Below are 21684 nucleotides of genomic sequence, written 5' to 3' on the forward strand. Positions count from 1 at the left end.
CATAGAAAATAGCAATGCGTTACATTTTGTTACCTTGAGTTTCCTTTGGTATTAATGAGATTCTCTAAAATACAATGCGAAACAGCACTTCATGTTTATCCGTAATACTATAAAGATGCGGGATAATATTCCGAAATCGCTCTGATTATCCTCTTCTAATTATCTTGTGATCTCCCCTCCAAATTCATTATTCCCTTCGGCCCGATGGAAGAAATTCCGATATCGCTGGGTTATATTCATCTGGTCAAAATAAGCAAACCCGGTCGAATTCAGTACAAGGTCAGATGACGAACGCTGTCATCTATAAATTGACTGGATCGTGTACGGAAAAAAATCCATTCAGGAGCGCACACATGTTAAAAAATGCTTTCTCTAATCTGCAAAAGGTCGGTAAGGCGCTGATGCTGCCCGTATCGGTCTTGCCCGTTGCAGGTATTCTGCTGGGGGTGGGTGCTGCCCACTTCAGCTGGTTGCCGGAAATTGTTTCCCAGTTGATGGAACAAGCCGGTGGTTCCGTATTCGGTCAGATGGCGCTGCTGTTCGCCGTGGGTGTGGCCCTTGGCTTCACCAATAACGACGGTGTATCCGGTCTGTCTGCCATCGTGGGTTACGGCATCATGGTCGCCACCCTGAAAGTGATGGCGCCGGTCATGGGTGTCGAAAGCATCGATACCGGTGTGCTGGGGGGTATCCTCGCCGGTGGTGTGGCCGCCTGGGCGTTCAACCGCTTCTACAAGATCCAGCTGCCAGAGTACCTGGGCTTCTTCGCCGGTAAGCGTGCCGTTCCCATCATCACCGGTTTCGTTTCCATCGGTCTGGGCGTCATCCTGTCCGTCATCTGGCCGCCGGTAGGGGGTGCCATCGGTGCCTTCTCCGACTGGGCTGCCAACCAGAACCCGGTACTGGCCTTCGGTATCTACGGCGTGGTTGAGCGCTCCCTGATCCCGTTCGGTCTGCACCACATCTGGAACGTCCCCTTCTTCTATCAGGCGGGTACCTGTGTCAACGCTGCCGGTGAAACTGTTCACGGTATCATGACCTGCTTCCTGACCGCTGACGACGCTTCCCGCGCTGCCGGTAACGGCTTCGGTCAGCTGGCCGGTGGCTACCTGTTCAAGATGTTCGGTCTGCCTGCTGCCGCGTTTGCCATCGCGCACTCCGCCAAGCCGGAAAACCGCGCCAAGATCGTAGGTATCATGGCCTCTGCCGCCCTGACCTCCTTCCTGACCGGTATCACCGAGCCTATCGAATTCTCCTTCCTGTTCGTGGCGCCGGTACTGTACGCAATCCACGCTCTGCTGGCGGGTCTGGCCTATGTGCTGACCAACTCCTTAGGGATCGTACACGGTCACACCTTCTCCAACGGCTTCATCGACTTCGTGGTGCAATCACCCCGTGCCGATCACATGCTGCTGCTGGTGGGTCTGGGTCTGGTCTACGCCGTCATCTACTACGTGGTCTTCACCGTGGTCATCCGCGCCATGAACCTGAAAACCCCGGGTCGCGAAGACGAGACCGCGCAAGAGTCCAACGTGGCTCAGAGCAAGGACGAGATGTCTGCCGCCCTGGTCTCTGCCTTCGGTGGTAAAGAGAACATCGCTTCCCTGGACGCCTGCATCACCCGTCTGCGGGTCGGTGTGAAGGACGTGGCCAAGGTTGACCAGGCTGGTCTGAAGAAGCTGGGCGCCGCCGGTGTGGTGGTTGCTGGCTCCGGTGTACAAGCCATCTTCGGTACCAAGTCCGACAACCTGAAAACCGAAATGGATATCTGGATGAAGAGCAACTAATCGTTGCCTGACATCGAGAGTTCCGAAAAGGGAGGCGCAAGCCTCCCTTTTTGCTGGGCGCTATTTGTGCCTGGCAAGACTGAGGAGTGATCCCTGCATCGCTATCAGGTGGAGATGGTCCTAGTAGGGCTTCAAGGCTGGCTGGTGGCAGATAAACAGACTGCTTGTGTTAAATCTGGTGGCGGATTTCACTGCTTTTGCTACTAAAAAAGGCGCCCTGTGGCGCCTTTTTACAATGGAGTGAGATCTACAACTTCTCCAGATCCCGCTCTATCTCGCTTATCTTGTTCTGCACCACTTTTTCCAGGTGGCGCAGGTCACGCAAAATCTTCTGCTTGATGTCCGGGTCCGCCTGCACGTGCACGCCCTGGGTCAGGTTGTCCAGCTCATCCACCACGTACTTGAGGTTGGCGTTGATCTCGGTGACATCCTTGTACTCGTGGGTGCCTGAGTCGATCAGCATGGTCTTGCGCTGGCGCGGGTATTTGAATTTGACACTCTTGGCGAAGAACTCGCCCTTCTGCTTCTTGAAGTAGATCTTGAGGATGTCGTGATTGGCCTCCTGGCGCAGGGTATAGCTGTCCACTGAGGTGGGTTCCTGGATCCCCAGGCTCTTCAGATTCTCGTACATCGGGCTTCCTCGGTTTGAAACGATCCTGACCCATCTATCTTAACCGAGCCTCTGTGGCTTGCCTGTGACAGGGGCGCCAAATTCCAAAAGGGCCCCAAAAGAACCTTTCTGGTAACTGATCAAGACTCGCTACAGCGTTCAGCAGAATAAGGGGGATGCTGCGGATATCAGCCTTGGCTGCCAAGGCCTGGGGAGAGGCACAGATCTAAAAAAGGCGCCATCAGGCGCCTTTTTTGTTCCGCTGTGTCAGCCGGACATTATTCGTCGATGGAACGCAGCAGGGCGTTGATGCCGACCTTGGCGCGGGTCTTGGCATCCACCTTCTTTACGATGACGGCGGCGTACAGGCTGTACTTGCCGCACTTGGAGGGCAGGGAGCCGGAAACGACCACTGAGCCAGCCGGTACGCGGCCGTAGTGGATCTCGCCGGTTTCGCGGTCATAGATGCGGGTGGACTGGCCGATGAAGACGCCCATGGAGATGACGGAACCTTCCTCGACGATCACGCCTTCCACGACTTCGGAGCGAGCACCGATGAAGCAGTTGTCCTCGATGATGGTCGGGTTGGCCTGCAGCGGCTCCAGCACGCCGCCGATGCCAACGCCGCCGGAGAGGTGGACGTTCTTGCCGATCTGGGCGCAGGAACCGACGGTGGCCCAGGTGTCGACCATGGTGCCTTCATCGACGAAGGCGCCGATGTTGACGTAGGAGGGCATCAGCACTGTATTGGGAGCGATGAAGGAGCCTTTGCGGGCGGTTGCCGGCGGCACCACGCGCACACCGGCGGCCTTGAACTGCTCGGCGCTGTAGCCGGAGAACTTGAGGGGAACCTTGTCGTAGTACTGGGCGTCGTCGCCCTTGATGATGCCGTTGTCATTGATGCGGAAATAGAGCAGTACCGCCTTCTTCAACCACTGGTGAACCACCCACTCGCCGGCAATCTTCTCGGCGACCCGGGCACGGCCTGAGTCCAGCAGCTCGATGGCCTCCAGGATGGCGGTCTTGGTGGCGGCATCGACGGAGCCGGGAGTGATGGAATCACGGCGTTCAAAGGCCGCTTCGATGATCTGTTGCAACTCGGTCATGACAGGTTTCCTTTAAAAAATTCCGTTTGTTGTATCACACTTTTCCAATTGTTTTTAAGGGCCCCGGCCGATTTCTTCGAAAGAGCGGCGGTTTATTGTGCGTTGTTTGTTCAAAGGCTTGTTCTGATTGATAAATCAGAACGAAATCCGGCGTCCACTGAGGCCGTTATCCGATCCCTCGTCACCCTCTTCCCCGGGGGGCTGGGGGTTGAGCTGATTGACCAGCCGCTCCTCCAGCGCCTGCTGCTCAGCCAGGGTCAGGGGTTCACCGGCCAGGGTAGTGAGGCTGAAGAAATCCTCTACCCGCTCGCCTATGGTGGTGATCTTGGCCGCATGAAGCGACAAGCCGCACTGCTGGAACACGGCGCCGATGCGGGCCAAGAGGCCAGGGGTATCCAGCGCCGTCAGCTCCAGCAATGTGTGGCGTGCCTCGCGCTGGTTCGGGCCCTTGTGGGGCAGGAACACCACCCGGGTCGGCACGCTGAACTGGCGATGGCGCCGGGACAGGGGTTTGCTGCGCAGCACCAGCTTGCCCGGCTCCTGCAGCGCCTTCTCCAGCGCCTTCTTGATGGTGGCGGTGCGGTTCGGGCTGATGGGATCCCCGGTCGGCTCCAGCACGATGAAGGTATCCAGCACATAGCCGCTGTGAGAGCTCATGATCTGGGCGTCGTGGATGTTGAGGTTCTTCTGATCCAGGGCCGAGGCCACGGTGGCGAACAGGTTGGGGGTGTCACGGCAATAGATGAACACCTCGCTGCCCCCGCGGGTGGGCTGCTTGCCGATGAGTACCAGGGGCGCCGGATTGTCGCCGTGCTTGAGGATCTTGCGGCTGTGCCAGGCGATCTGCTCCGGACTGTGGCGCAGGAAGTAGTCGGCCTTGAAGTCGCTCCACAGGGCATTGACCGCCTCTTCTGACACCTCGCGCTGGGCCAGGATCTGCCTGGCCTGGCGCTGGTTCTCGCGGATCTTGAGGCGCATGTCCGGCGGGTTCTCCAGCCCCTGGCGTAGCGCCTTCTGGGTGGCGAAGTAGAGCTCCCGCAGCAAGGTGCCCTTCCAGTCGTTCCAGAGGGTGTCATTGGTGGCGCAGATGTCGGCCACGGTCAGGCAGTAGAGCAGGTCGAGGTGCAATTCGTCGCGCACCTTCTGGGCAAAATCGCTCACCACTTCTGGGTCATAGATGTCCCGGCGCTGGGCGGTGACCGACATCAGCAGATGATGGCGCACCAGCCAGGCCACCAGGCGACTCTCGTAGCGATCCAGCCCGTGCAACTGGCAAAACTCCAGGGCATCGACGGCGCCCAGTTCGGAGTGATCGCCGCGCCGGCCCTTGGCGATATCGTGGAACAGGGCGGCGATGCTGAGCAGCTCGGGCTTGCGCAACTGGGTGAACACCTCGTGGCAGAGCGGATGGGTCTGCCGGCTGGCCGGATTGGCGAAGCGATGAATGTTCTGCAGCAGACGATGGGTGTGCTCATCCACAGTGTAGGCGTGGAACATGTCGAACTGCATCTGGCCGACGATAAGGTTCCACTGGGGCAGATAGGCCGCGAGGATCCCGTACTTATGCATCAGAGTGAGCGGCTGGCCTATGCCGCCCGGGTGGCGCAGCAGCGCCATGAAGAGGCGCCGGCACTCGGGCAGATCCTGCAGCCAGCAGCTGAGGGTGCGTCTGGCCTCCCGCAATTGGCGCAGGGTGGCGGAGTGAATGCCGACTATCTCTGGGTGCTGGGCTATCTGGTAGAAGAGCCGCAGTATGGCGGCGGGATCCCGGCCGAACAGCTCCGAATCCACCGCATCGATGAGCCGGCCCCGCAGCTGGAATTCGTCGCTGATGCGGCGCACGTCCATGGCGGTGTTGCCGAGGATGGCCTCGTCAAACAGCTGCAGTAACATCTCGTTGAGCTCGGCCACCCGCCGTACCGTCTGGTAGAAGCGCTTCATCATCTGCTCGACCGGGCCATTGCCTTCCCCCTCGAAGCCCAGCATCTGGGCCACGGTGCGCTGGCGATCGAACAGCAGGCGGTTGTCCCCCTTGTTGATGGCCATGTGCAGGGCGAAGCGCACCTTCCACAGGAAGTTCTGGCAGTCCAGCAGTTCGCGGTACTCGGCCCGGTTGAGGAAGCCGTGGCTGGTCATCTCGAACAAGGTGGTGGCGCCGAAGTGGCGGCGGGCGACCCAGGCCAGGGTCTGGATGTCGCGAAGGCCGCCAGGGTTGCTCTTGAGATCCGGCTCGAGCTTGTAGGCGGTGCCGAGGAACTGCTGGTGGCGCAGGCTCTGCTCCTCGCGCTTGGCGCGAAAGAACTCCTCGCTCGGCCAGAAGTGCTGGGGCTGGGTGGCGGCCTGCAACTGCTCAAAGCCAGCCAGGCGACCCGTGATGTAGCGCGCCTCTATGAGGTTGGTGGCGACCGTGATGTCGGCCCGGCCCTGCTCGATGCACTCGCTCACGTTGCGCACCGATTGCCCCACCTCCAGCTTGAGATCCCACAAGAGGGTGATGAACTCGCCGATGCGCAGCCCCAGCACCTCGTCCAGCTCGTCCCCTTCATAGAGGATGAGCAGATCGATGTCGGAATGGGGGTGCAATTCACCCCGGCCATAGCCCCCCACGGCGATCAGGGTGAGGGGGGTCTTGTCGAAGCCGAATTTCTGCCACAGCCGGGTCAGCAGCTCATCCATGTATTCGGAGCGGGTGGCCACCAGTTCTATGATGTTGTCACCGGCGTCGAAGCGGGCATGGAGCCAGGCGAGGAAACGGCTCAGGTACTCCTTGCAGTTCTCGCGGGTGAGCTGATCGTCGGGCAACAAATGGGGGGAAAGCAGGCTGGCGTCCATGGCATCTCGTCGTCTTGAAAACACAAACCCCGGCATGGGCCGGGGTTTGATGTTAACCGTGTTTGATGAAGCGGTCGATAGTGTCATCGGGGCGCAGGGTCATCACCTCGCAGCCATCCTCGGTGACTAGCAGGGTGTGCTCCCACTGGGCGGAATCACCGCCATCCTTGGTGGTCACGGTCCAGCCATCCTTCGGGTTGACGCGGCAGTGATACTTCTTGCTGTTGACCATGGGCTCTATGGTGAAGCACATGCCGGGTTTGAGCTCCAGCTTGCCGCCGTTGCGATAGTGCAGGATCTGCGGCTCTTCATGGAACTCGGCACCGATGCCGTGGCCACAGTAGTCGCGCACCACGGAGAAGCCGGCCTGCTCGACGATGGGCTGGATCACGGCGCCGATCTCGGTAATGCACATGCCGGGACGGACCCGCTTGATGGCGGCGTACAGGCTGTCCTGAGCCACCTTGCACAGCTGACGGCGCAGCGGCGTGGTCTGGCCGACGATGAACATGGCGGAGGTGTCGCCGTGATAGCCGTCCTTGATGACGGTGATGTCCAGGTTGATGATGTCCCCTTCCCGCAGTTTCTTGTGGTTGGGAATGCCGTGACAGATCACATCGTTCACCGAGGTGCAGATGGACTTGGGAAAACCGTGATAGTTCAGCGGTGCCGGGATGGCTTGCTGCACGTTGACGATGAAGTCGTGGCACAGGGTGTTGAGCTCGTCGGTGGTCACGCCGGCTTTGACATGGGGGGCGATCATGATCAGCACGTCGGCAGCCAGCTGGCAGGCGACGCGCATTTTTTCAATCTCTTCCGGAGTCTTGATCTTGATGGACATGGGATCTCTCTTGCGGCCTGATGTTCATCTTGTCGATGAGTCATCATCAGGTAATGAAAAATAGATGCGTTTGCAATCAGGGCAAAATTTTATCCCCAACCCTCGCTTACTTCCAGTGTGATTGTCATCACAACGTCAGCCAGCCGTCGCAACTCGAGTCCCGGGATCCATTTTTAGGGGCGCGCTTGGTGGTGTCCTGACCAAACTTATGGTATAAAGCGCGCCGGAATGGGGAACTTGTGTCCTCTTCCATCACCCTTACTCAATAACACACACACATCGACACCTGTACCGGGGTGCCCCTTTGGGGTCGGTTACATGGGATGTGTGGAGGCCTAACCCCAATACAGAGGTATAAAATGGCTAAAGTTTCTATGCGCGACATGCTGCAAGCCGGCGTTCACTTCGGTCACCAGACTCGTTACTGGAACCCGAAAATGAAGTCCTACATCTTCGGCGCCCGCAGCAAGGTTCACATCATCAACTTGGAAAAAACCGTTCCGATGTTTGACGATGCCATGAACTTCATCAGCTCCGTAGCTGCCAAGAAAGGCAAGGTACTGTTCGTTGGTACCAAGCGTGCCGCGTCTGAAGCTGTTAAAGATGCCGCTGTTCGTTGCGACCAGTTCTATGTTAACCACCGCTGGCTGGGCGGCATGCTGACCAACTGGAAAACCGTTCGTCAGTCCATCAAGCGCCTGAAAGATCTGGAAACCCAGAGCCAAGACGGTACCTTCGAGAAGCTGACCAAGAAAGAGGCGCTGATGCGTACTCGCGAAATGGACAAGCTGGAGAAGAGCCTGGGTGGTATCAAGAACATGGGCGGCCTGCCTGACGTTCTGTTCGTTGTCGATGCCGACCACGAGCACATCGCTATCAAAGAAGCCAACAACCTGGGTATCCCGGTAGTTTCCATCGTTGATACCAACTCCAACCCGGACGGCGTTGACTATGTCATCCCGGGTAACGACGATGCTATCCGTGCTGTTAACCTGTACCTGAATGCTGCCGCTGACACCGTACTGGAAGCTCGCGCTCAGGACATCGTTGTTCAAGCCGAACAAGATGGCTTCGTTGAAGCTGAGTAATTAGTAAGGACTGAAAAGCCCTTATTAACCAAGCTGATGTAATTGGTTAGCAGGGGCCCTTGTGGCCCCTGTTTCTTGTCAAATCAAGACCGAGGATACTGGACATGGCTAACGTTACTGCCGCCCTGGTAAAAGAACTGCGCGAGCGCACCGCCGCTGGCATGATGGATTGCAAAAAAGCACTGGAAGAAGCTGCTGGTGATATCGAGCTGGCAATCGAGAACATGCGCAAATCCGGTCAGGCCAAGGCCGCCAAGAAAGCGGGCCGTATCGCCGCTGAAGGCGTGATCTTCGCCCGTACCGAAGGCAACATTGCTGCCATGATCGAGCTGAACAGCGAAACCGACTTCGTCGCCAAAGATGCCAGCTTCATGGCCATGGGCCAGAAGATCGCCGACATCGCCGCGACCCAGAAAATTGCTGACGTTGACGCCCTGAAAGCGGCCGACTTCGGTAATGGCGAGTCCGTTGAGCTGACCATCACCAACCTGATCGCCAAGATCGGTGAGAACATGAACCTGCGTCGCGTGATGCTGGTTGAAGGCGACAACCTGGGTACTTATGTACACGGTTCCCGCATCGGTGTTATCACCAAGCTGACTGGCGGTACCGCCGAGCTGGCCAAAGACCTGGCCATGCACGTTGCTGCCAACAGCCCGCAATTCGTCAAGCCAGAAGACGTGTCCGCTGAAGTCGTTGCCAAAGAGCGCGAAATTCAGATCGACATCGCCATCAACTCCGGCAAGCCGAAAGACATCGCCGAGAAGATGGTTGAAGGCCGCATGAAGAAGTTCACCGGTGAGGTTTCCCTGACTGGTCAACCGTTCGTGAAGGATCCGTCCATCACTGTTGCCGAGCTGCTGAAGAAAGAAGGCGCTGACGTTGTCTCCTTCACCCGTTTCGAAGTGGGCGAAGGCATCGAGAAGCAAGAGACCGATTTCGCGGCTGAAGTTGCAGCCCAGATCGCGGCCGCTCAGAAGGCCTAATCGAACCGGTTTTTCCGTTTCCCCAGACCGCGACTTATGTCGCGGTCTTTATATGACCAGGAATCAGTGACATGAGTACCAATCCCAAGCCTGCATACAGACGTGTTCTTCTGAAGTTGAGTGGTGAAGCCCTGCAAGGATCCGAGGGTTTCGGCATTGATCCGGCGGTGCTGGAACGGATGGCCCAAGAGATCAAAGAGCTGGTTGAGTTGGGTGTTCAGGTTGGTCTGGTCATCGGTGGCGGCAACCTGTTCCGTGGTGCCGGTCTTGCCAAAGCGGGCATGAACCGCGTGGTGGGTGACCACATGGGCATGCTGGCGACCGTCATGAACGGCCTGGCCATGCGTGATGCCCTGCATCGTGCTTATGTGAATGCCCGCCTGATGTCTGCCATCTCCCTGCAGGGTGTGTGTGACTCCTACAGCTGGGCCGAGGCCATCAGCCAGCTGCGCGCCGGCAAGGTAGTGATCTTCTCCGCCGGTACCGGCAACCCCTTCTTCACCACCGACTCCGCAGCCTGCCTGCGTGGCATCGAGATCGAAGCCGACGTGGTGCTGAAAGCCACCAAGGTTGATGGTGTATTCAACGAGGATCCGGTTAAGAATCCGGACGCCGTGCTGTATCATGAGCTCAGCTACAACGAAGTGCTTGAAAAAGAGCTCAAGGTAATGGATCTTGCAGCCTTTACCCTGGCCCGTGACCATGATCTGCCGATCCGGGTGTTCAACATGAACAAGCCGGGTGCGCTGCGCCGGGTTGTCATGGGTGAGCCGGAAGGCACTCTGATCCATCACATCGCTAAATAAGATAGACACGAGCCGCGTGGCGGCTCGTTCGCCAAAAGGAAAACCACTGTGATCAACGAGATTAAAAACGACGCCAAGGATCGTATGGCCAAGAGCGTGGAATCGCTCAAAACCCAGATGTCCAAGATCCGTACCGGCCGTGCTCACCCGAGCCTGCTCGACGGTATCCAGGTGGAGTATTACGGTGCTGCCACTCCTCTGAAGCAGTTGGCCAACGTGGTGGCGGAAGATGCCCGTACCCTGTCCATCTCCATCTTCGATCGCTCCATGATCCAGGCGGTGGAAAAAGCCATCCTGATGTCCGATCTGGGCCTGAACCCGTCCAGCAACGGCCAGACCCTGCGCGTGCCTTTGCCGCCGCTGACCGAAGAGCGCCGTCGCGATCTGACCAAGATCGTCCGCGCCGAAGCGGAAGGTGCCCGGGTTGCCGTGCGCAACATCCGTCGCGATGCCAACGCCGACTTCAAGGCGCTGCTCAAGGACAAAGAGATCTCCGAAGATGACGACCGTCGCGCTCAGGAAGAGATCCAGAAACTCACCGACGCTTATATCAAGCTGGTCGATGATGCTCTGGCCGCGAAGGAAAAGGAGCTAATGGAAATCTAAGCCTCCGACAGGTATATTACGAGCGCCGTGTAGTGCCCCTGCACGGCGCTTTTGTCTTTGTGGGAGAAATGAATGTCGCTTTTGGCAGCGCTAGGCGATAGCGCCAGCTCGTCCTTGCCTCGGCACGTCGCCATCATCATGGATGGTAACGGCCGTTGGGCGCAGAACCGTGGCAAGATGCGGGTCTCTGGTCACAAGGCGGGCGTGAAGTCCGTGCGTGAGGCCGTAACCTTCGCCGCCCGCGCCAAGATGGAGGCGCTGACGTTATTTGCTTTTTCAAGCGAGAACTGGCGCCGCCCGGAAGGGGAGGTGAGTGCCCTGATGGAGCTGTTCATGACGGTACTTGGCCGTGAGGTGAACAAGCTGCACAGCAACGGCATCCGGCTCAAGGTCATAGGTGACACCGCCCGTTTCAGCGATCGGCTGCAAGCCAAGATCGCCAAGGCCGAGGCGCTGACCGCCAACAATCAGGGGATGACCCTCAATATCGCCGCCAACTATGGCGGTCAGTGGGACATAGCCCAGGCGGCTCGCAAGCTGGCTCGCGCCGTGGCGGCGGGGACCCTGGATGTCGAGGCAGTCGATGAGACTGCACTGGCGCAAGAGGTATGCATGGCCGACCTGCCCCCCGTGGATCTGTTGATCCGCACCGGCGGCGATCATCGCATCAGCAATTTTGTGTTATGGCAGCTTGCCTATGCCGAGCTCTATTTTACCCCGGTACTCTGGCCTGATTTCAATGAGGCCGAGTTTAGTGAGGCAGTTGCCTCCTTCGTGGCTCGTGAGCGTCGTTTCGGCTGTACGGGTGAACAGATCCGGGAATTGATCGCCGAGCACCAGACCGGTTAAACCCGCTCCCAAGAGAGAGGTTCTTTTGCTAAAACAACGAATTATTACCGCATTACTGCTAGTGCCCATGGTGTTGGGGGCGCTGTTTTTCCTGCCGTTGAAATTCTTCGCCCTGCTGGCTGCCCTGGTCTATCTGCTGGCAAGCCGTGAGTGGAGCGCCTTCGTCTCCGCCAAGCCGCAGCAATGGCTGCCGCTGGTGTTCTGTCTGCTGCTCGGTGCCAGCCTGTTCTGGGTGCCGGTGGAGCAACTCTGGCTCCCGCAACTGCATCCCTTGGTGATGGGGGTGCTGTGGACCGCGGTCAGCTGGTGGCTGCTGGGCCTGCTGCTGGTGCTGCGCTATCCCCAGAGCGCCAGTCTGTGGAAAAAGTCCATCTGGCTCAAATCCCTGTTCGGTCTGGTGACCCTGGTACCCTTCTTCTGGTCACTGGTGGCGATCCGTGGCTACAACTTCTATCACGACCCCATGATGGGCGCCTGGATCCTGCTGTTTGTGATGGGACTGGTCTGGGCGGCAGATTCTGGCGCGTATTTTTTCGGCAAGGCGTTCGGCAAGCACAAGCTGGCGCCGGCCGTGAGCCCGGGTAAAACCATCGAAGGCATGCTGGGCGGCCTGTTTACCGCGAGCCTGCTGGCCATCGGTGTCACCTGGTTCATGGGCTTCGTACCCGCCAAGATGGCGGTGGTGCTGCTCTGCTCCCTGCTGGCCGTACTGGCATCCGTGCTCGGCGATCTCACCGAGAGCATGTTCAAGCGCGAAGCGGGCATCAAGGATTCCGGCACCCTGCTACCGGGTCACGGCGGCATTCTCGACAGAATTGACAGCCTGACCGCCGCCCTGCCGGTGTTCCTGCTCAGTTATCTGCTGCTCAGCCAGGAGTTTTGATGCCTAGCTCGCTGATGATATGGGGGGCCTCTGGCCCCATCTGTCAGTTATTCGTTCAGGAGTCCTGATGCTCAACTCTCTGGTGATCCTGGGGGCCTCCGGCTCCATCGGTCAGAGCACCCTCAAGGTGTTGCGGCAAAATCCTGGTCGCTGGCAAGTGCTGGCGCTGACGGCGGCCCACAGTGTGGATACCATGCTGCGCGACTGCCTCGAATTTTCCCCCCGCTTCGCCGTCATGGTGGATGAGCGCGCTGCGTGCGAGCTGGCCGAGCGCCTCAAGACCCACGGCGCAGCGACCCAGGTGTTGTCCGGTGCGGACGCCCTGTGCGAAGTGGCCGCTCACCCCGATGCCCACAGCGTGATGGCGGCCATCGTCGGCGCCGCCGGGCTGGCACCGACCATGGCCGCCGTGCGCGCCGGCAAGCGTATCCTGCTGGCCAACAAAGAGGCCTTGGTGATGTCTGGCGCCTTCTTTATGGAGGCGGTGCGCCACCATGGGGCCGAGCTGCTGCCCATCGACAGCGAACATAACGCCATCTTCCAGTGCCTGCCCGAGGCCATCCAGCGTCAACCCGGCTTCTGCGACTTGGCCGGGGCCGGCATCAGCAAGATACTGCTGACCGGCTCCGGCGGCCCGTTCCGCTATACCGACATAGGCGAGCTGACAAAAGTCACGCCGGCCCAGGCGGTTGCCCACCCGAACTGGTCCATGGGGGCCAAGATCTCGGTGGACTCCGCCACCATGATCAACAAGGGGCTGGAGTACATAGAGGCGCGCTGGCTGTTCAATGCGGCCCCCGAGCAGATCCAGGTGGTGATCCATCCCCAGTCGGTGATCCACTCCATGGTGCAGTACAAGGATGGCTCCGTGCTGGCCCAGCTTGGCAACCCCGACATGTGTACCCCCATCGCCCATGCCCTGGCTTATCCGGGCAGGATTGAGTCTGGTGTGGAACCTTTGGATTTCTTCAGTGTCGGAGAATTCAGCTTTATTCGTCCTGATTACGAACGCTATCCCTGCCTGCGGCTTGCCATGGTCGCCTGCCAGGAAGGGCAGGCGGCAACGACCTCCCTCAATGCGGCCAATGAAGAGGCGGTGGCGGCTTTTCTTGCAGAGCGGATCGGATTTATGGATATTGCCAGAGTCAATGAAACCATCATGACGGCACTGGGCCGCAGTGCCGCCGGATCCCTGGACGATCTGATTGCGCTGGATGGCATGGCGCGCGCCCATGCACAGCAACTGATAAAGGAACTTGCTCGATGAACGGACTGTGGTGGCCTCTGGCCTCTCTCTACGCCTTCGGGAATGATGTCGAGGTGACGCACTGATGGGCGGCGTCTTGTGGAACATAGGCGCCTTCATCGTTGCCCTCGGGCTGCTGGTGGCGGTGCATGAATTTGGCCACTTCTGGGTGGCGCGCCGCTGCGGCGTCAAGGTAGAGCGTTTCTCCATCGGTTTTGGCAAGGCTATCTGGCGCCGCATCGGCAAGGATGGCACCGAGTACGTGCTGGCCCTGATCCCGCTCGGCGGTTACGTCAAGATGCTGGACGGCCGAGTCGATGAACTCAAGCCGGGTGAAGAGGCGCAGGCCTTCAATCACAAGAGCGTCTGGGCGCGGATGGCCATAGTCGCCGCCGGCCCCATGGCGAACTTCGTGTTCGCCCTGTTCGCCTTCTGGCTGATGTTCATGATTGGTGTCCCGAGCGTCAAGCCTGTGGTCGGCGAGGTGCGTCCGGCGTCCATCGTGGCCGAGGCGGGCATCCTGCCCGGCATGGAGATAGTCGGCGTCGGCGATGAGGCGACCGGGGATTGGGAAGCCGTGACCTATGCCCTCATCAGCCACCTTGGCGATGACGCGGTCCAGCTCAAGCTCAAAGCCGCCGATACCAGCTATGCCATCGACAAGACGCTTACCCTGACGGGCTGGAAGTTTGACCCGGACAAAGAGTCCCCCATCGGCAGCCTCGGCATAGTGCCGCTCGGTGGCAAGGTGCTGCCCGTGGTGGATGCCATAGTCCCTAAAAGCGCCAGCGAAAAGGCGGGTCTGCAGGTCGGCGATCGCATCAAGCGGGTAGGGGATGAAGAGATTACCGAATGGACCCAGTTCGTCCAGCGAGTACAACAATCTGCCGAGCAGCCGCTGCAGGTGACGGTAGAGCGGGCCGGCAGTGATCTCACCCTGAGCCTGACGCCGGATGCGAAAAAAGTGCGCGGCCAGCTGATGGGGTTTGTCGGCCTGTCGCCGCAACTGGTTCCATTACCGGATGAGTATCGAGTTCTGTTACAGTATGGGCCTTTGCAAGCCTTGTGGCATGGTGTCCAGAAGACCTGGAGCCTTATCACGCTGACCTTTGACATGATTGGCAAACTGATCGGTGGCATCGTCTCGCTGGACAATCTGAGCGGCCCCATCTCCATCGCCAAGGGGGCCGGCAGCAGCGCCGATTACGGGTTGGTTTACTTCCTTGGTTTCCTGGCGCTGATCAGCGTCAACCTGGGGATCATCAATCTGTTCCCACTGCCGGTGCTGGATGGAGGCCATTTGGTCTACTTCCTCATCGAGGCAGTCACCGGCAAGCCGGTACCAGAAAAAATTCAGGAAGTTGGGTTCAGGATAGGCGCCGCCATTCTGATGTTACTGATGGGCATTGCGCTGTTTAATGATTTCGCTCGCCTCTGAGGCTAGAGCATCAACAAGGACACATAAGAACAAAATGGCTGTTAAAAAAGCATTGGTGTTGAGTTGCCTGCTGGGAGCCAGCTTCCTGGCTCAGGCGGCCCCTGCCTCTTTTGTGGTGCAAGACATTCAGGTCGAGGGTCTGCAGCGGGTGACCCTGGGCGCCGCCCTGTTGAATCTGCCGGTGCGGGTCGGTGATTCCGTCGATTCCGTGGCCCTGGCCAACGCCATCAAGCGGCTCTATGCCTCCGGCAACTTCGAAGACGTCAAGGTCTACCGTGACGGCCAGGTGCTGCAAGTCGTGGTGAAGGAACGCCCGACCATCTCCAGCATCGAGTTCTCCGGCAACAAGGACATCAAGGAAGAGCAGCTGACCCAGAGCCTGGAGTCTTCCGGCATCCGGGTGGGTGATCCCCTGGATCGCACCGTGCTGAGCTCCCTCGAGAAGGGCCTCGAAGATTTCTACTACGGCGTGGGTAAATACTCCGCCAAGGTCAAGGCCATCGTCACCCCGCTGCCCCGCAACCGGGTCGATCTCAAGTTCACCTTCGTGGAAGGGGAAGCGGCCAAGATCCAGCAGATCAACATAGTCGGTAACCAGGTGTTCCCGGAAGAGAAGCTGCTGGCCCAGCTCTCCCTCAAGGACGATGTGCCCTGGTGGAACTTCACCGGTGACCAGCGCTACCAGAAACAGAAGCTGGCGGGCGATATCGAAGTGCTGCGCTCCTACTACATGGACCGTGGCTACATCCGCTTTAGCCAGGAGTCCACCCAGGTCTCCATGACCCCGGACAAGAAAGGCGTCTACGTCACCCTGAACATCAAGGAAGGGGACCAGTACAAGGTCTCCGGGGTGCAGATCAAGGGCGATCTCATCGATCGCGGTGGCGAGATGAAGGGCCTCATCCCCATCGAGGCCGGCAGCGTCTACTCCGCTAGCCAGGTCACCCACACCGAAGAGGTGCTCTCCAAGTTCCTCGGTCGTTACGGCTACGCCTACCCGAAAGTGGTCACCTTCCCCCAGGTCAACGACAAGACCAAGGAAGTGGAGCTGATCGTCAACGTGGAGCCGGGTCCCCGTGTCTACGTGCGTAACATCAACTTCAGCGGCAACGTCACCACCAAGGACGAAGTGCTGCGTCGCGAGATGCGTCAGATGGAAGGCACCTGGCTCTCCTCCGACAACGTCGAGCAGTCCAAGACCCGTCTCAACCGCCTCGGCTTCTTCGAGACCGCCGAAGTGGACACCAAGCGGGTGCCGGGCAGCGATGACCAGGTCGATCTAGACTTCAAGGTCAAGGAGCAGCCGGCAGGTTCCATCAACGCCGGTATCGGCTACGGTACCGAATCGGGCCTGAGCCTGCAGGCAGGTCTGCAGCAGGACAACTTCATGGGTACCGGCAAGAAGATCGGTATCAACGCCAGCACCAACGACTACTCGAAGAACATCGATCTTAGCTATAACGATCCCTACTTCACCGTCGACGGTGTCAGCCTGGGCGGCCGACTCTACTACAACAAGTTCAGTGCGGCCGACGCCAACATAGTCGACTACGAGAACACCACCATCGGCTTCCGCCTCTCCAGTGGTTTCCCGGTCAACGAGAACAACCGTCTCGATTTCAGCCTGGGCTACGAGAACAACAAGCTGTCCCAGCCCAACCCCTATGTGCAGGTGGATGAGTTCTGGAAGGTCTATCAGGCCAACCTGGACGGCGAGAACCGCATGGTGTTCAACACCGTCGACGTCACCGCCGGCTGGACCCGTTCTACCCTCAACAAGGGCCAGTTCCCGACCGCGGGGGATCGTCAGCGGGTCAACGCCAAGGTGACCGTGCCCGGCATGGACCTGCAGTACTTCAAGCTCAACGCCGAAGACGCACATTATTTCCCGTTTGATGCGGATCACCAGTGGGTCATGCTGGCCAAGGCGCGTGCCTCCTATGGTAACGGCTACGGCAGCAACGGCGACTACGATCATGTGCTGCCGTTCTTCGAGAACTACTATGCCGGTGGCTTCGACACCCTGCGCGGCTTCAAGAGCAACACGGTCGGTCCGAAGGCGCTCTACTACTACAACCTGGGCGGTAACGACGTCATCCAGGGTACCGACAGCTCGGTCGGGGGCAACGCATTGGCGGTTGCCTCCCTCGAGATGATAGTACCGACGCCGTTTGCCTCCGAGAGCTATCAGCCCCAGCTGCGGACCAGCTTCTTCATCGATGCGGGTACCGTATGGGACACTACCTTCAACTACAGTGACTATCAGAACCGCTGCTTCAGTGGCTGTAACTATCTGATGGACTATTCGGACCCCAGCAACATCCGTATGTCCGCCGGTCTGTCACTGCAATGGCTCTCCCCCATGGGCCCGCTGGTCTTCGTGTTGGCCCAGCCGCTCAAGAAGTACGAAGGGGACGATACCGAAGTGTTCTCGTTCAACATCGGCCGTACCTTCTAACTGGCGCGGACGCACCCCCACTCAGGTGGGGGTATTCAATGATGGGACGCGCAGCCTGCGTGCCTCACCAGGTAACAAGCCGATCCCCGGGATCGCTTGCATAATCAGGTAAATCAGGTAGCCCTCAACCGAGGGACCAAGGAGTAAGTGTGAATAAAGCGTTGAAAGTAGCTGGTTTGAGTTTTGCACTGATGGCTGCCGGTATGGGCTCCGCCTGGGCTGAGACCAAGATTGCCGTGGTCGACATGAGCGAAGTCTTCCAAAAGCTGCCCCAGCGTGATGCCGTGGCCAAGAAGCTGAAGGGCGAATTCGAACCGCGCATGCGTGAGCTGCAAAAACTCGAGTCCGATGGTCAGAAACTGGTCGAAAAGTTCAAGAAGGATGAAGCCTTCATGAGCAACGAGCAGAAGAAGCAGAACCAGGAGAAACTGGCTAAGCTGCAAATGGAGTTCAACCAGAAGCGTCAAGCCTTCGAGCAGGACAATGGCCGTCGTCAGGCGGAAGAGCGTAACAAGATCCTGACCAAGGTGCAGGCTGCTATCGACTCCATCGCCAAGAGCAATGGTTACGATCTGGTGCTGGAGCGCAATGCCGCCCCGTATGCCGCCAGCAAGCTGGACATCTCTTCCCAGGTTATTTCTCAGGTAAGCAAGAGCAACTAATTGATGGCATTCACTCTCGCACAGCTGGCCCAGCAACTGGGGGCCCAGGTCCATGGCGATGGGACCCAGGAAATCCGCAAGGTAGCGACACTGGAAAAGGCCGGCGACGGGGACATTACCTTCCTGTCCAACAAGAAGTACCGGCCCTATCTGGAGCAGAGCAAGGCCACGGCCGTGCTCATCACTGAGGCGGATTTGCCTTTTTGTCCCACCAATGCCCTGGTGCTCAAAGACCCCTATGTGGGGTTTGCCCGGGTAGCCCAACTGCTGGACACCACGCCGCAGCCGGCCACGGATATCCATCCGAGCGCCGTCATCGCCGCGGACGTACAGCTGGGCGAGAGAGTGGCCATCGGTGCCAATGCGGTCATCGAGTCCGGCGTCGTGCTGGGGGATGACGTGCGCATCGGCCCGGGTTGTTTCGTTGGCAAGAATACCCGACTGGGAGCGCGCTCCCGGTTGTGGGCCAACGTCACCCTCTATCACAACGTGACCCTGGGCACGGATTGTCTGGTGCAAGCCGGCACCGTGATCGGGGCAGATGGTTTCGGTTATGCGAACGAGCGTGGCGAGTGGATCAAGATCCCCCAGCTCGGTGGCGTGACCATTGGCAACCGGGTCGAGATCGGTGCCTGTACCACCATAGACCGGGGTGCGCTGGAAGATACCCGCATCGCGGATAACGTCATCATCGACAACCAGTGCCAGATCGCCCACAACGTCGAGATTGGCTACGGCACCGCCGTGGCGGGCTCGACCGTGATGGCCGGTAGTCTCAAGGTCGGCAAATACTGTATCATTGGCGGCGCTTCCGTCTTTAACGGGCACATGGAGATCTGCGACCAGGCCACCGTCACCGGTATGGCCATGGTGATGCGACCCATTACCGAGCCCGGTGTCTACTCCTCCGGCATCCCCCTGCAAACCAATAAAGAGTGGCGCAAGACCGCCGCCCGGGTGATGCGTATCGAAGAGATGCACAAGCGATTGAGCCGAATTGAGAAAAAGCTGGATCAAGAATAACCACGATTGGTATAGGGTACTGTTTTGACTACTGAAAAGAAGAGCCTGGGCATCCAGGAAATCATGGATCTGCTGCCCCACCGTTATCCGTTCCTGATGGTGGACAAGGTGGAGAATTACGAGATCAGCGATGAGCGCAAGACCCTGCGTGCCATCAAGAACGTCTCGTTCAACGAGCCGATCTTTCAAGGCCACTTCCCGGCCAAGCCGGTGTTCCCTGGCGTGCTGATCCTGGAAGCCATGGCGCAAGCCACCGGCATCCTGGCCTTTACCATGGTGGGCAAGCCGTCCCCCAACGAACTCTATTACTTTGCGTCCATCGACAACGCCCGCTTCAAGCGCCCGGTCGGCCCTGGCGATCAGCTGGTGCTGGACGTGGAGTTCCTGAAAGAGCGCCGCGGCATCGCCAAGTTCACCGGTGTCGCCACCGTCAACGGTGAAATTGTCTGCACCGCCGAACTGATGTGCGCCAAACGCGAGGTGTAACCGTGATCGACCAGACTGCCATCATTCACGATACCGCCATCGTCCATGAGTCTGCAGTGATCGGCAAAGGGGTTGAGATCGGCCCCTTCTCCGTCATTGGAGCCGAGGTGGAAATCGGCGATAACACCTGGGTGAGCTCCCATGTGTTGATCAAGGGCCCGACCAAGATTGGCCGCGGCAACAAGATCTTCCAGCACACCTCCATCGGTGAGGATTGCCAGGACAAGAAGTACGCCGGCGAGCGTACCTTCCTCGAGATCGGCGACAACAACGTGTTTCGCGAGAACTGCACGGTGCACCGTGGCACCACTCAGGATAATTCCCTGACCAAGGTGGGCAGCGGCAACCTGTTCATGGTCAACGTGCACGTGGCTCACGACTGCATCATCGGTGACAACTGCATCTTCGCCAACAACGCGACCCTGGCGGGTCACGTGGTGATCGGTGACTTCGTCATCTTCGGTGGCCTCTCCGCCATTCACCAGTTCGGCCGCGTCGGTTCCCACGCCTTCGTCGGTGGCTGCGCCGCCCTGAACAAGGACGTGCCGCCCTATGTGATGGCCGCCGGCAACTACGCCAAGCCGTTCGGGGTCAACTCCGAGGGACTGCGTCGTCGTGGCTACAGCCCGGAAGCGATTTCTGCGGTAAAACGCGCCTACAAAGAAATTTTCCGCTCCGGCAAGACCATCGAAGAGGTGCTTCCCGTGCTGACCGAGATGGCAGCCAGCGAACCTGCCGTCCAGCTCTATGTCGATTTCCTCAAAGACAATGAGCGCGGGATCATTCGTGCCTAAGCCTATTCGCATCGGCATCGTCGCCGGAGAGACCTCCGGCGACATACTGGCTGCCGGTCTGGTACGCGAGCTGCAGGCCCGCTACCCCGACGCCCAGTTTGAAGGCATCGCCGGGCCTGGCATGCAGGCCCTCGGCGTCAAGGCACTGTTCGAGATGGAAGAGCTTTCCGTCATGGGCATCAGCGAGGTGCTCGGCCGTCTGCCCCGCATCCTGCAGGTGCGCCGCGAGCTGCTGCGCCACTTCATTGCCAATCCGCCCGATATCTTCATCGGCGTGGACGCACCGGATTTCAATATCGGGGTGGAGCTGAAACTGCGCCGCGCCGGTATCAAGACGGTTCATTACGTCAGCCCCTCCGTCTGGGCCTGGCGCCAGAGCCGCATTCACAAGATCAAGGCCGCCACCGACATGGTGCTCGCCTTCCTGCCGTTCGAGAAAGCCTTCTACGACCGCTTCGATGCGCCGTGCCGCTTCGTCGGTCACACCATGGCCGATGCCATCCCGCTTGAACCGGATCAGGCCGCAGTGCGCAAGGAGCTGGGCATAGACCCGTCCCGCCGCTGGCTGGCGGTACTGCCGGGCAGCCGCACCGCCGAGGTGGGCTTCATGGCTCCCGTGTTCCTCGAGGCGTGCAAGCACCTGACGGTGCACTGCCCGGATCTCGGCTTCATCGTGCCCCTGGTCAACCAGAAGCGGCGCGAGCAGTTCCTGGCCATCAAGGCCGAGGTGGCGCCGGATCTCAACATGGTGTTCCTCGACGGCCAGGGCCGCGAGGCCATGATCGCCGCCGATGTGGTCATGCTCGCCTCCGGCACAGCGGCGCTGGAAGCCATGCTGGTGAAAAAACCCATGGTGGTGGGCTACAAACTCAAGCCGTTCAGCTATTGGCTGGCCCAGTGGCTGGTGAAGACGGATTATGTCTCCCTGCCGAACCTCTTGGCGGACAAGATGCTGGTGCCCGAGCTCATCCAGCACGAGTGCACCCCTTGCAACCTGGTGGACGAGGTGAGCAAGTTGCTCGATAACGACAACAGTGAACTCATCGCGACCTTCACCCGTCTGCACAAGAAAATCCGTTGCAACGCCGATGTGCAGGCCGCCGACGCCGTGGCCGAGCTGTTGGGCAGATAGATTGGCTATAACGGGCGCTATAAGCGTGATGTTGTGCTGACACTGGCCCTG

The 21684-nt window shown here is 59.2% G+C and carries 19 protein-coding genes; 15 read left to right on the forward strand and 4 right to left on the reverse strand.

The features are described from left to right. The first annotated feature begins 353 nt into the window (after window positions 1-353). The gene (gene ptsG, locus CUC44_RS00255; RefSeq protein ID WP_100858008.1) at window positions 354-1787 is read left to right on the forward strand and encodes a PTS glucose transporter subunit IIBC; all 1434 of its coding nucleotides are present in this window, start codon (window positions 354-356) and stop codon (window positions 1785-1787) included. A 247-nt stretch (window positions 1788-2034) separates the two neighbouring features. Here the strand turns inward: ptsG and CUC44_RS00260 are convergent, their stop codons facing one another. The 4 genes from CUC44_RS00260 to map form a co-directional block, all read right to left on the reverse strand. Further along, window positions 2035-2418 carry a DUF3461 family protein gene (locus CUC44_RS00260; RefSeq protein ID WP_033132132.1) on the reverse strand — a complete coding sequence of 128 codons (384 nt, stop codon included), beginning with the start codon at window positions 2416-2418 and terminating at the stop codon, window positions 2035-2037. A gap of 257 nt (window positions 2419-2675) precedes the next feature. Further along, a complete protein-coding gene (gene dapD, locus CUC44_RS00265; RefSeq protein WP_100858009.1) occupies window positions 2676-3503 on the reverse strand; it encodes a 2,3,4,5-tetrahydropyridine-2,6-dicarboxylate N-succinyltransferase in 828 nt (275 codons plus the stop codon). 135 nt (window positions 3504-3638) lie between these two features. Next, entirely contained in the window at window positions 3639-6335 is a 2697-nt protein-coding gene (gene glnD / locus CUC44_RS00270) for a bifunctional uridylyltransferase/uridylyl-removing protein GlnD (RefSeq protein ID WP_100858010.1), read from the reverse strand. Between the two features lie 52 nt (window positions 6336-6387). Then, window positions 6388-7176: a type I methionyl aminopeptidase gene (gene map, locus CUC44_RS00275; RefSeq protein ID WP_100858011.1), complete on the reverse strand. Its 789-nt coding sequence runs from the start codon at window positions 7174-7176 to the stop codon at window positions 6388-6390. A gap of 359 nt (window positions 7177-7535) precedes the next feature. Between map and rpsB the strand changes: the two genes are divergently transcribed. The 14 genes from rpsB (at window position 7536) to lpxB (ending at window position 21633) form a co-directional block, all read left to right on the forward strand. Beyond that, entirely contained in the window at window positions 7536-8264 is a 729-nt protein-coding gene (rpsB, locus tag CUC44_RS00280) for a 30S ribosomal protein S2 (RefSeq protein WP_100858012.1), read from the forward strand. Window positions 8265-8368: 104 nt separating this feature from the next. After that, on the forward strand, window positions 8369-9250 hold the full coding sequence (tsf, locus tag CUC44_RS00285; RefSeq protein WP_100858013.1) for a translation elongation factor Ts: 882 nt from the start codon (window positions 8369-8371) through the stop codon (window positions 9248-9250). A 71-nt stretch (window positions 9251-9321) separates the two neighbouring features. Next, a complete protein-coding gene (pyrH, locus tag CUC44_RS00290; protein WP_033132047.1) occupies window positions 9322-10056 on the forward strand; it encodes a UMP kinase in 735 nt (244 codons plus the stop codon). A 48-nt stretch (window positions 10057-10104) separates the two neighbouring features. Next, the gene (gene frr, locus CUC44_RS00295) at window positions 10105-10662 is read left to right on the forward strand and encodes a ribosome recycling factor (RefSeq protein ID WP_100858014.1); all 558 of its coding nucleotides are present in this window, start codon (window positions 10105-10107) and stop codon (window positions 10660-10662) included. A gap of 72 nt (window positions 10663-10734) precedes the next feature. Beyond that, window positions 10735-11511: a polyprenyl diphosphate synthase gene (gene uppS, locus CUC44_RS00300; protein ID WP_100858015.1), complete on the forward strand. Its 777-nt coding sequence runs from the start codon at window positions 10735-10737 to the stop codon at window positions 11509-11511. 25 nt (window positions 11512-11536) lie between these two features. Beyond that, window positions 11537-12394: a phosphatidate cytidylyltransferase gene (locus CUC44_RS00305; protein WP_100858016.1), complete on the forward strand. Its 858-nt coding sequence runs from the start codon at window positions 11537-11539 to the stop codon at window positions 12392-12394. A gap of 67 nt (window positions 12395-12461) precedes the next feature. Then, window positions 12462-13661, forward strand: coding sequence for a 1-deoxy-D-xylulose-5-phosphate reductoisomerase (gene ispC, locus CUC44_RS00310; RefSeq protein ID WP_100858017.1), 1200 nt, complete (start codon window positions 12462-12464; stop codon window positions 13659-13661). A gap of 64 nt (window positions 13662-13725) precedes the next feature. Further along, a complete protein-coding gene (gene rseP / locus CUC44_RS00315; RefSeq protein ID WP_100858018.1) occupies window positions 13726-15078 on the forward strand; it encodes a sigma E protease regulator RseP in 1353 nt (450 codons plus the stop codon). Window positions 15079-15112: 34 nt separating this feature from the next. Next, window positions 15113-17536, forward strand: coding sequence for an outer membrane protein assembly factor BamA (gene bamA, locus CUC44_RS00320; protein ID WP_100858019.1), 2424 nt, complete (start codon window positions 15113-15115; stop codon window positions 17534-17536). 149 nt (window positions 17537-17685) lie between these two features. Further along, window positions 17686-18198 carry an OmpH/Skp family outer membrane protein gene (locus CUC44_RS00325; RefSeq protein WP_100858020.1) on the forward strand — a complete coding sequence of 171 codons (513 nt, stop codon included), beginning with the start codon at window positions 17686-17688 and terminating at the stop codon, window positions 18196-18198. 3 nt (window positions 18199-18201) lie between these two features. After that, complete coding sequence (gene lpxD / locus CUC44_RS00330) at window positions 18202-19221, forward strand: UDP-3-O-(3-hydroxymyristoyl)glucosamine N-acyltransferase (RefSeq protein WP_100858109.1); 1020 nt, start codon at window positions 18202-18204, stop codon at window positions 19219-19221. A gap of 24 nt (window positions 19222-19245) precedes the next feature. Beyond that, a complete protein-coding gene (gene fabZ / locus CUC44_RS00335; RefSeq protein ID WP_100858021.1) occupies window positions 19246-19707 on the forward strand; it encodes a 3-hydroxyacyl-ACP dehydratase FabZ in 462 nt (153 codons plus the stop codon). Window positions 19708-19709: 2 nt separating this feature from the next. Continuing rightward, entirely contained in the window at window positions 19710-20501 is a 792-nt protein-coding gene (lpxA, locus tag CUC44_RS00340; protein WP_100858022.1) for an acyl-ACP--UDP-N-acetylglucosamine O-acyltransferase, read from the forward strand. Further along, window positions 20494-21633 carry a lipid-A-disaccharide synthase gene (gene lpxB / locus CUC44_RS00345; RefSeq protein ID WP_100858023.1) on the forward strand — a complete coding sequence of 380 codons (1140 nt, stop codon included), beginning with the start codon at window positions 20494-20496 and terminating at the stop codon, window positions 21631-21633. Before lpxA ends, lpxB begins: the two co-directional genes overlap by 8 nt. The last annotated feature ends 51 nt before the right edge of the window (window positions 21634-21684 follow it).

Origin of the sequence: Aeromonas lusitana (genome assembly GCF_002812985.1) — a bacterium.
Classification (GTDB): domain Bacteria; phylum Pseudomonadota; class Gammaproteobacteria; order Enterobacterales; family Aeromonadaceae; genus Aeromonas; species Aeromonas lusitana.

Excerpts from the sequence above, each read along its gene's own strand:
- ptsG (WP_100858008.1), top strand. The coding sequence starts at position 354 with ATGTTAAAAAATGCTTTCTCTAATCTGCAAAAGGTCGGTAAGGCGCTG.
- CUC44_RS00260 (WP_033132132.1), bottom strand. The coding sequence starts at position 2,418 with ATGTACGAGAATCTGAAGAGCCTGGGGATCCAGGAACCCACCTCAGTG.
- dapD (WP_100858009.1), bottom strand. The coding sequence starts at position 3,503 with ATGACCGAGTTGCAACAGATCATCGAAGCGGCCTTTGAACGCCGTGAT.
- glnD (WP_100858010.1), bottom strand. The coding sequence starts at position 6,335 with ATGGACGCCAGCCTGCTTTCCCCCCATTTGTTGCCCGACGATCAGCTC.
- map (WP_100858011.1), bottom strand. The coding sequence starts at position 7,176 with ATGTCCATCAAGATCAAGACTCCGGAAGAGATTGAAAAAATGCGCGTC.
- rpsB (WP_100858012.1), top strand. The coding sequence starts at position 7,536 with ATGGCTAAAGTTTCTATGCGCGACATGCTGCAAGCCGGCGTTCACTTC.
- tsf (WP_100858013.1), top strand. The coding sequence starts at position 8,369 with ATGGCTAACGTTACTGCCGCCCTGGTAAAAGAACTGCGCGAGCGCACC.
- pyrH (WP_033132047.1), top strand. The coding sequence starts at position 9,322 with ATGAGTACCAATCCCAAGCCTGCATACAGACGTGTTCTTCTGAAGTTG.
- uppS (WP_100858015.1), top strand. The coding sequence starts at position 10,735 with ATGTCGCTTTTGGCAGCGCTAGGCGATAGCGCCAGCTCGTCCTTGCCT.
- ispC (WP_100858017.1), top strand. The coding sequence starts at position 12,462 with ATGCTCAACTCTCTGGTGATCCTGGGGGCCTCCGGCTCCATCGGTCAG.
- rseP (WP_100858018.1), top strand. The coding sequence starts at position 13,726 with ATGGGCGGCGTCTTGTGGAACATAGGCGCCTTCATCGTTGCCCTCGGG.
- bamA (WP_100858019.1), top strand. The coding sequence starts at position 15,113 with ATGGCTGTTAAAAAAGCATTGGTGTTGAGTTGCCTGCTGGGAGCCAGC.
- lpxD (WP_100858109.1), top strand. The coding sequence starts at position 18,202 with ATGGCATTCACTCTCGCACAGCTGGCCCAGCAACTGGGGGCCCAGGTC.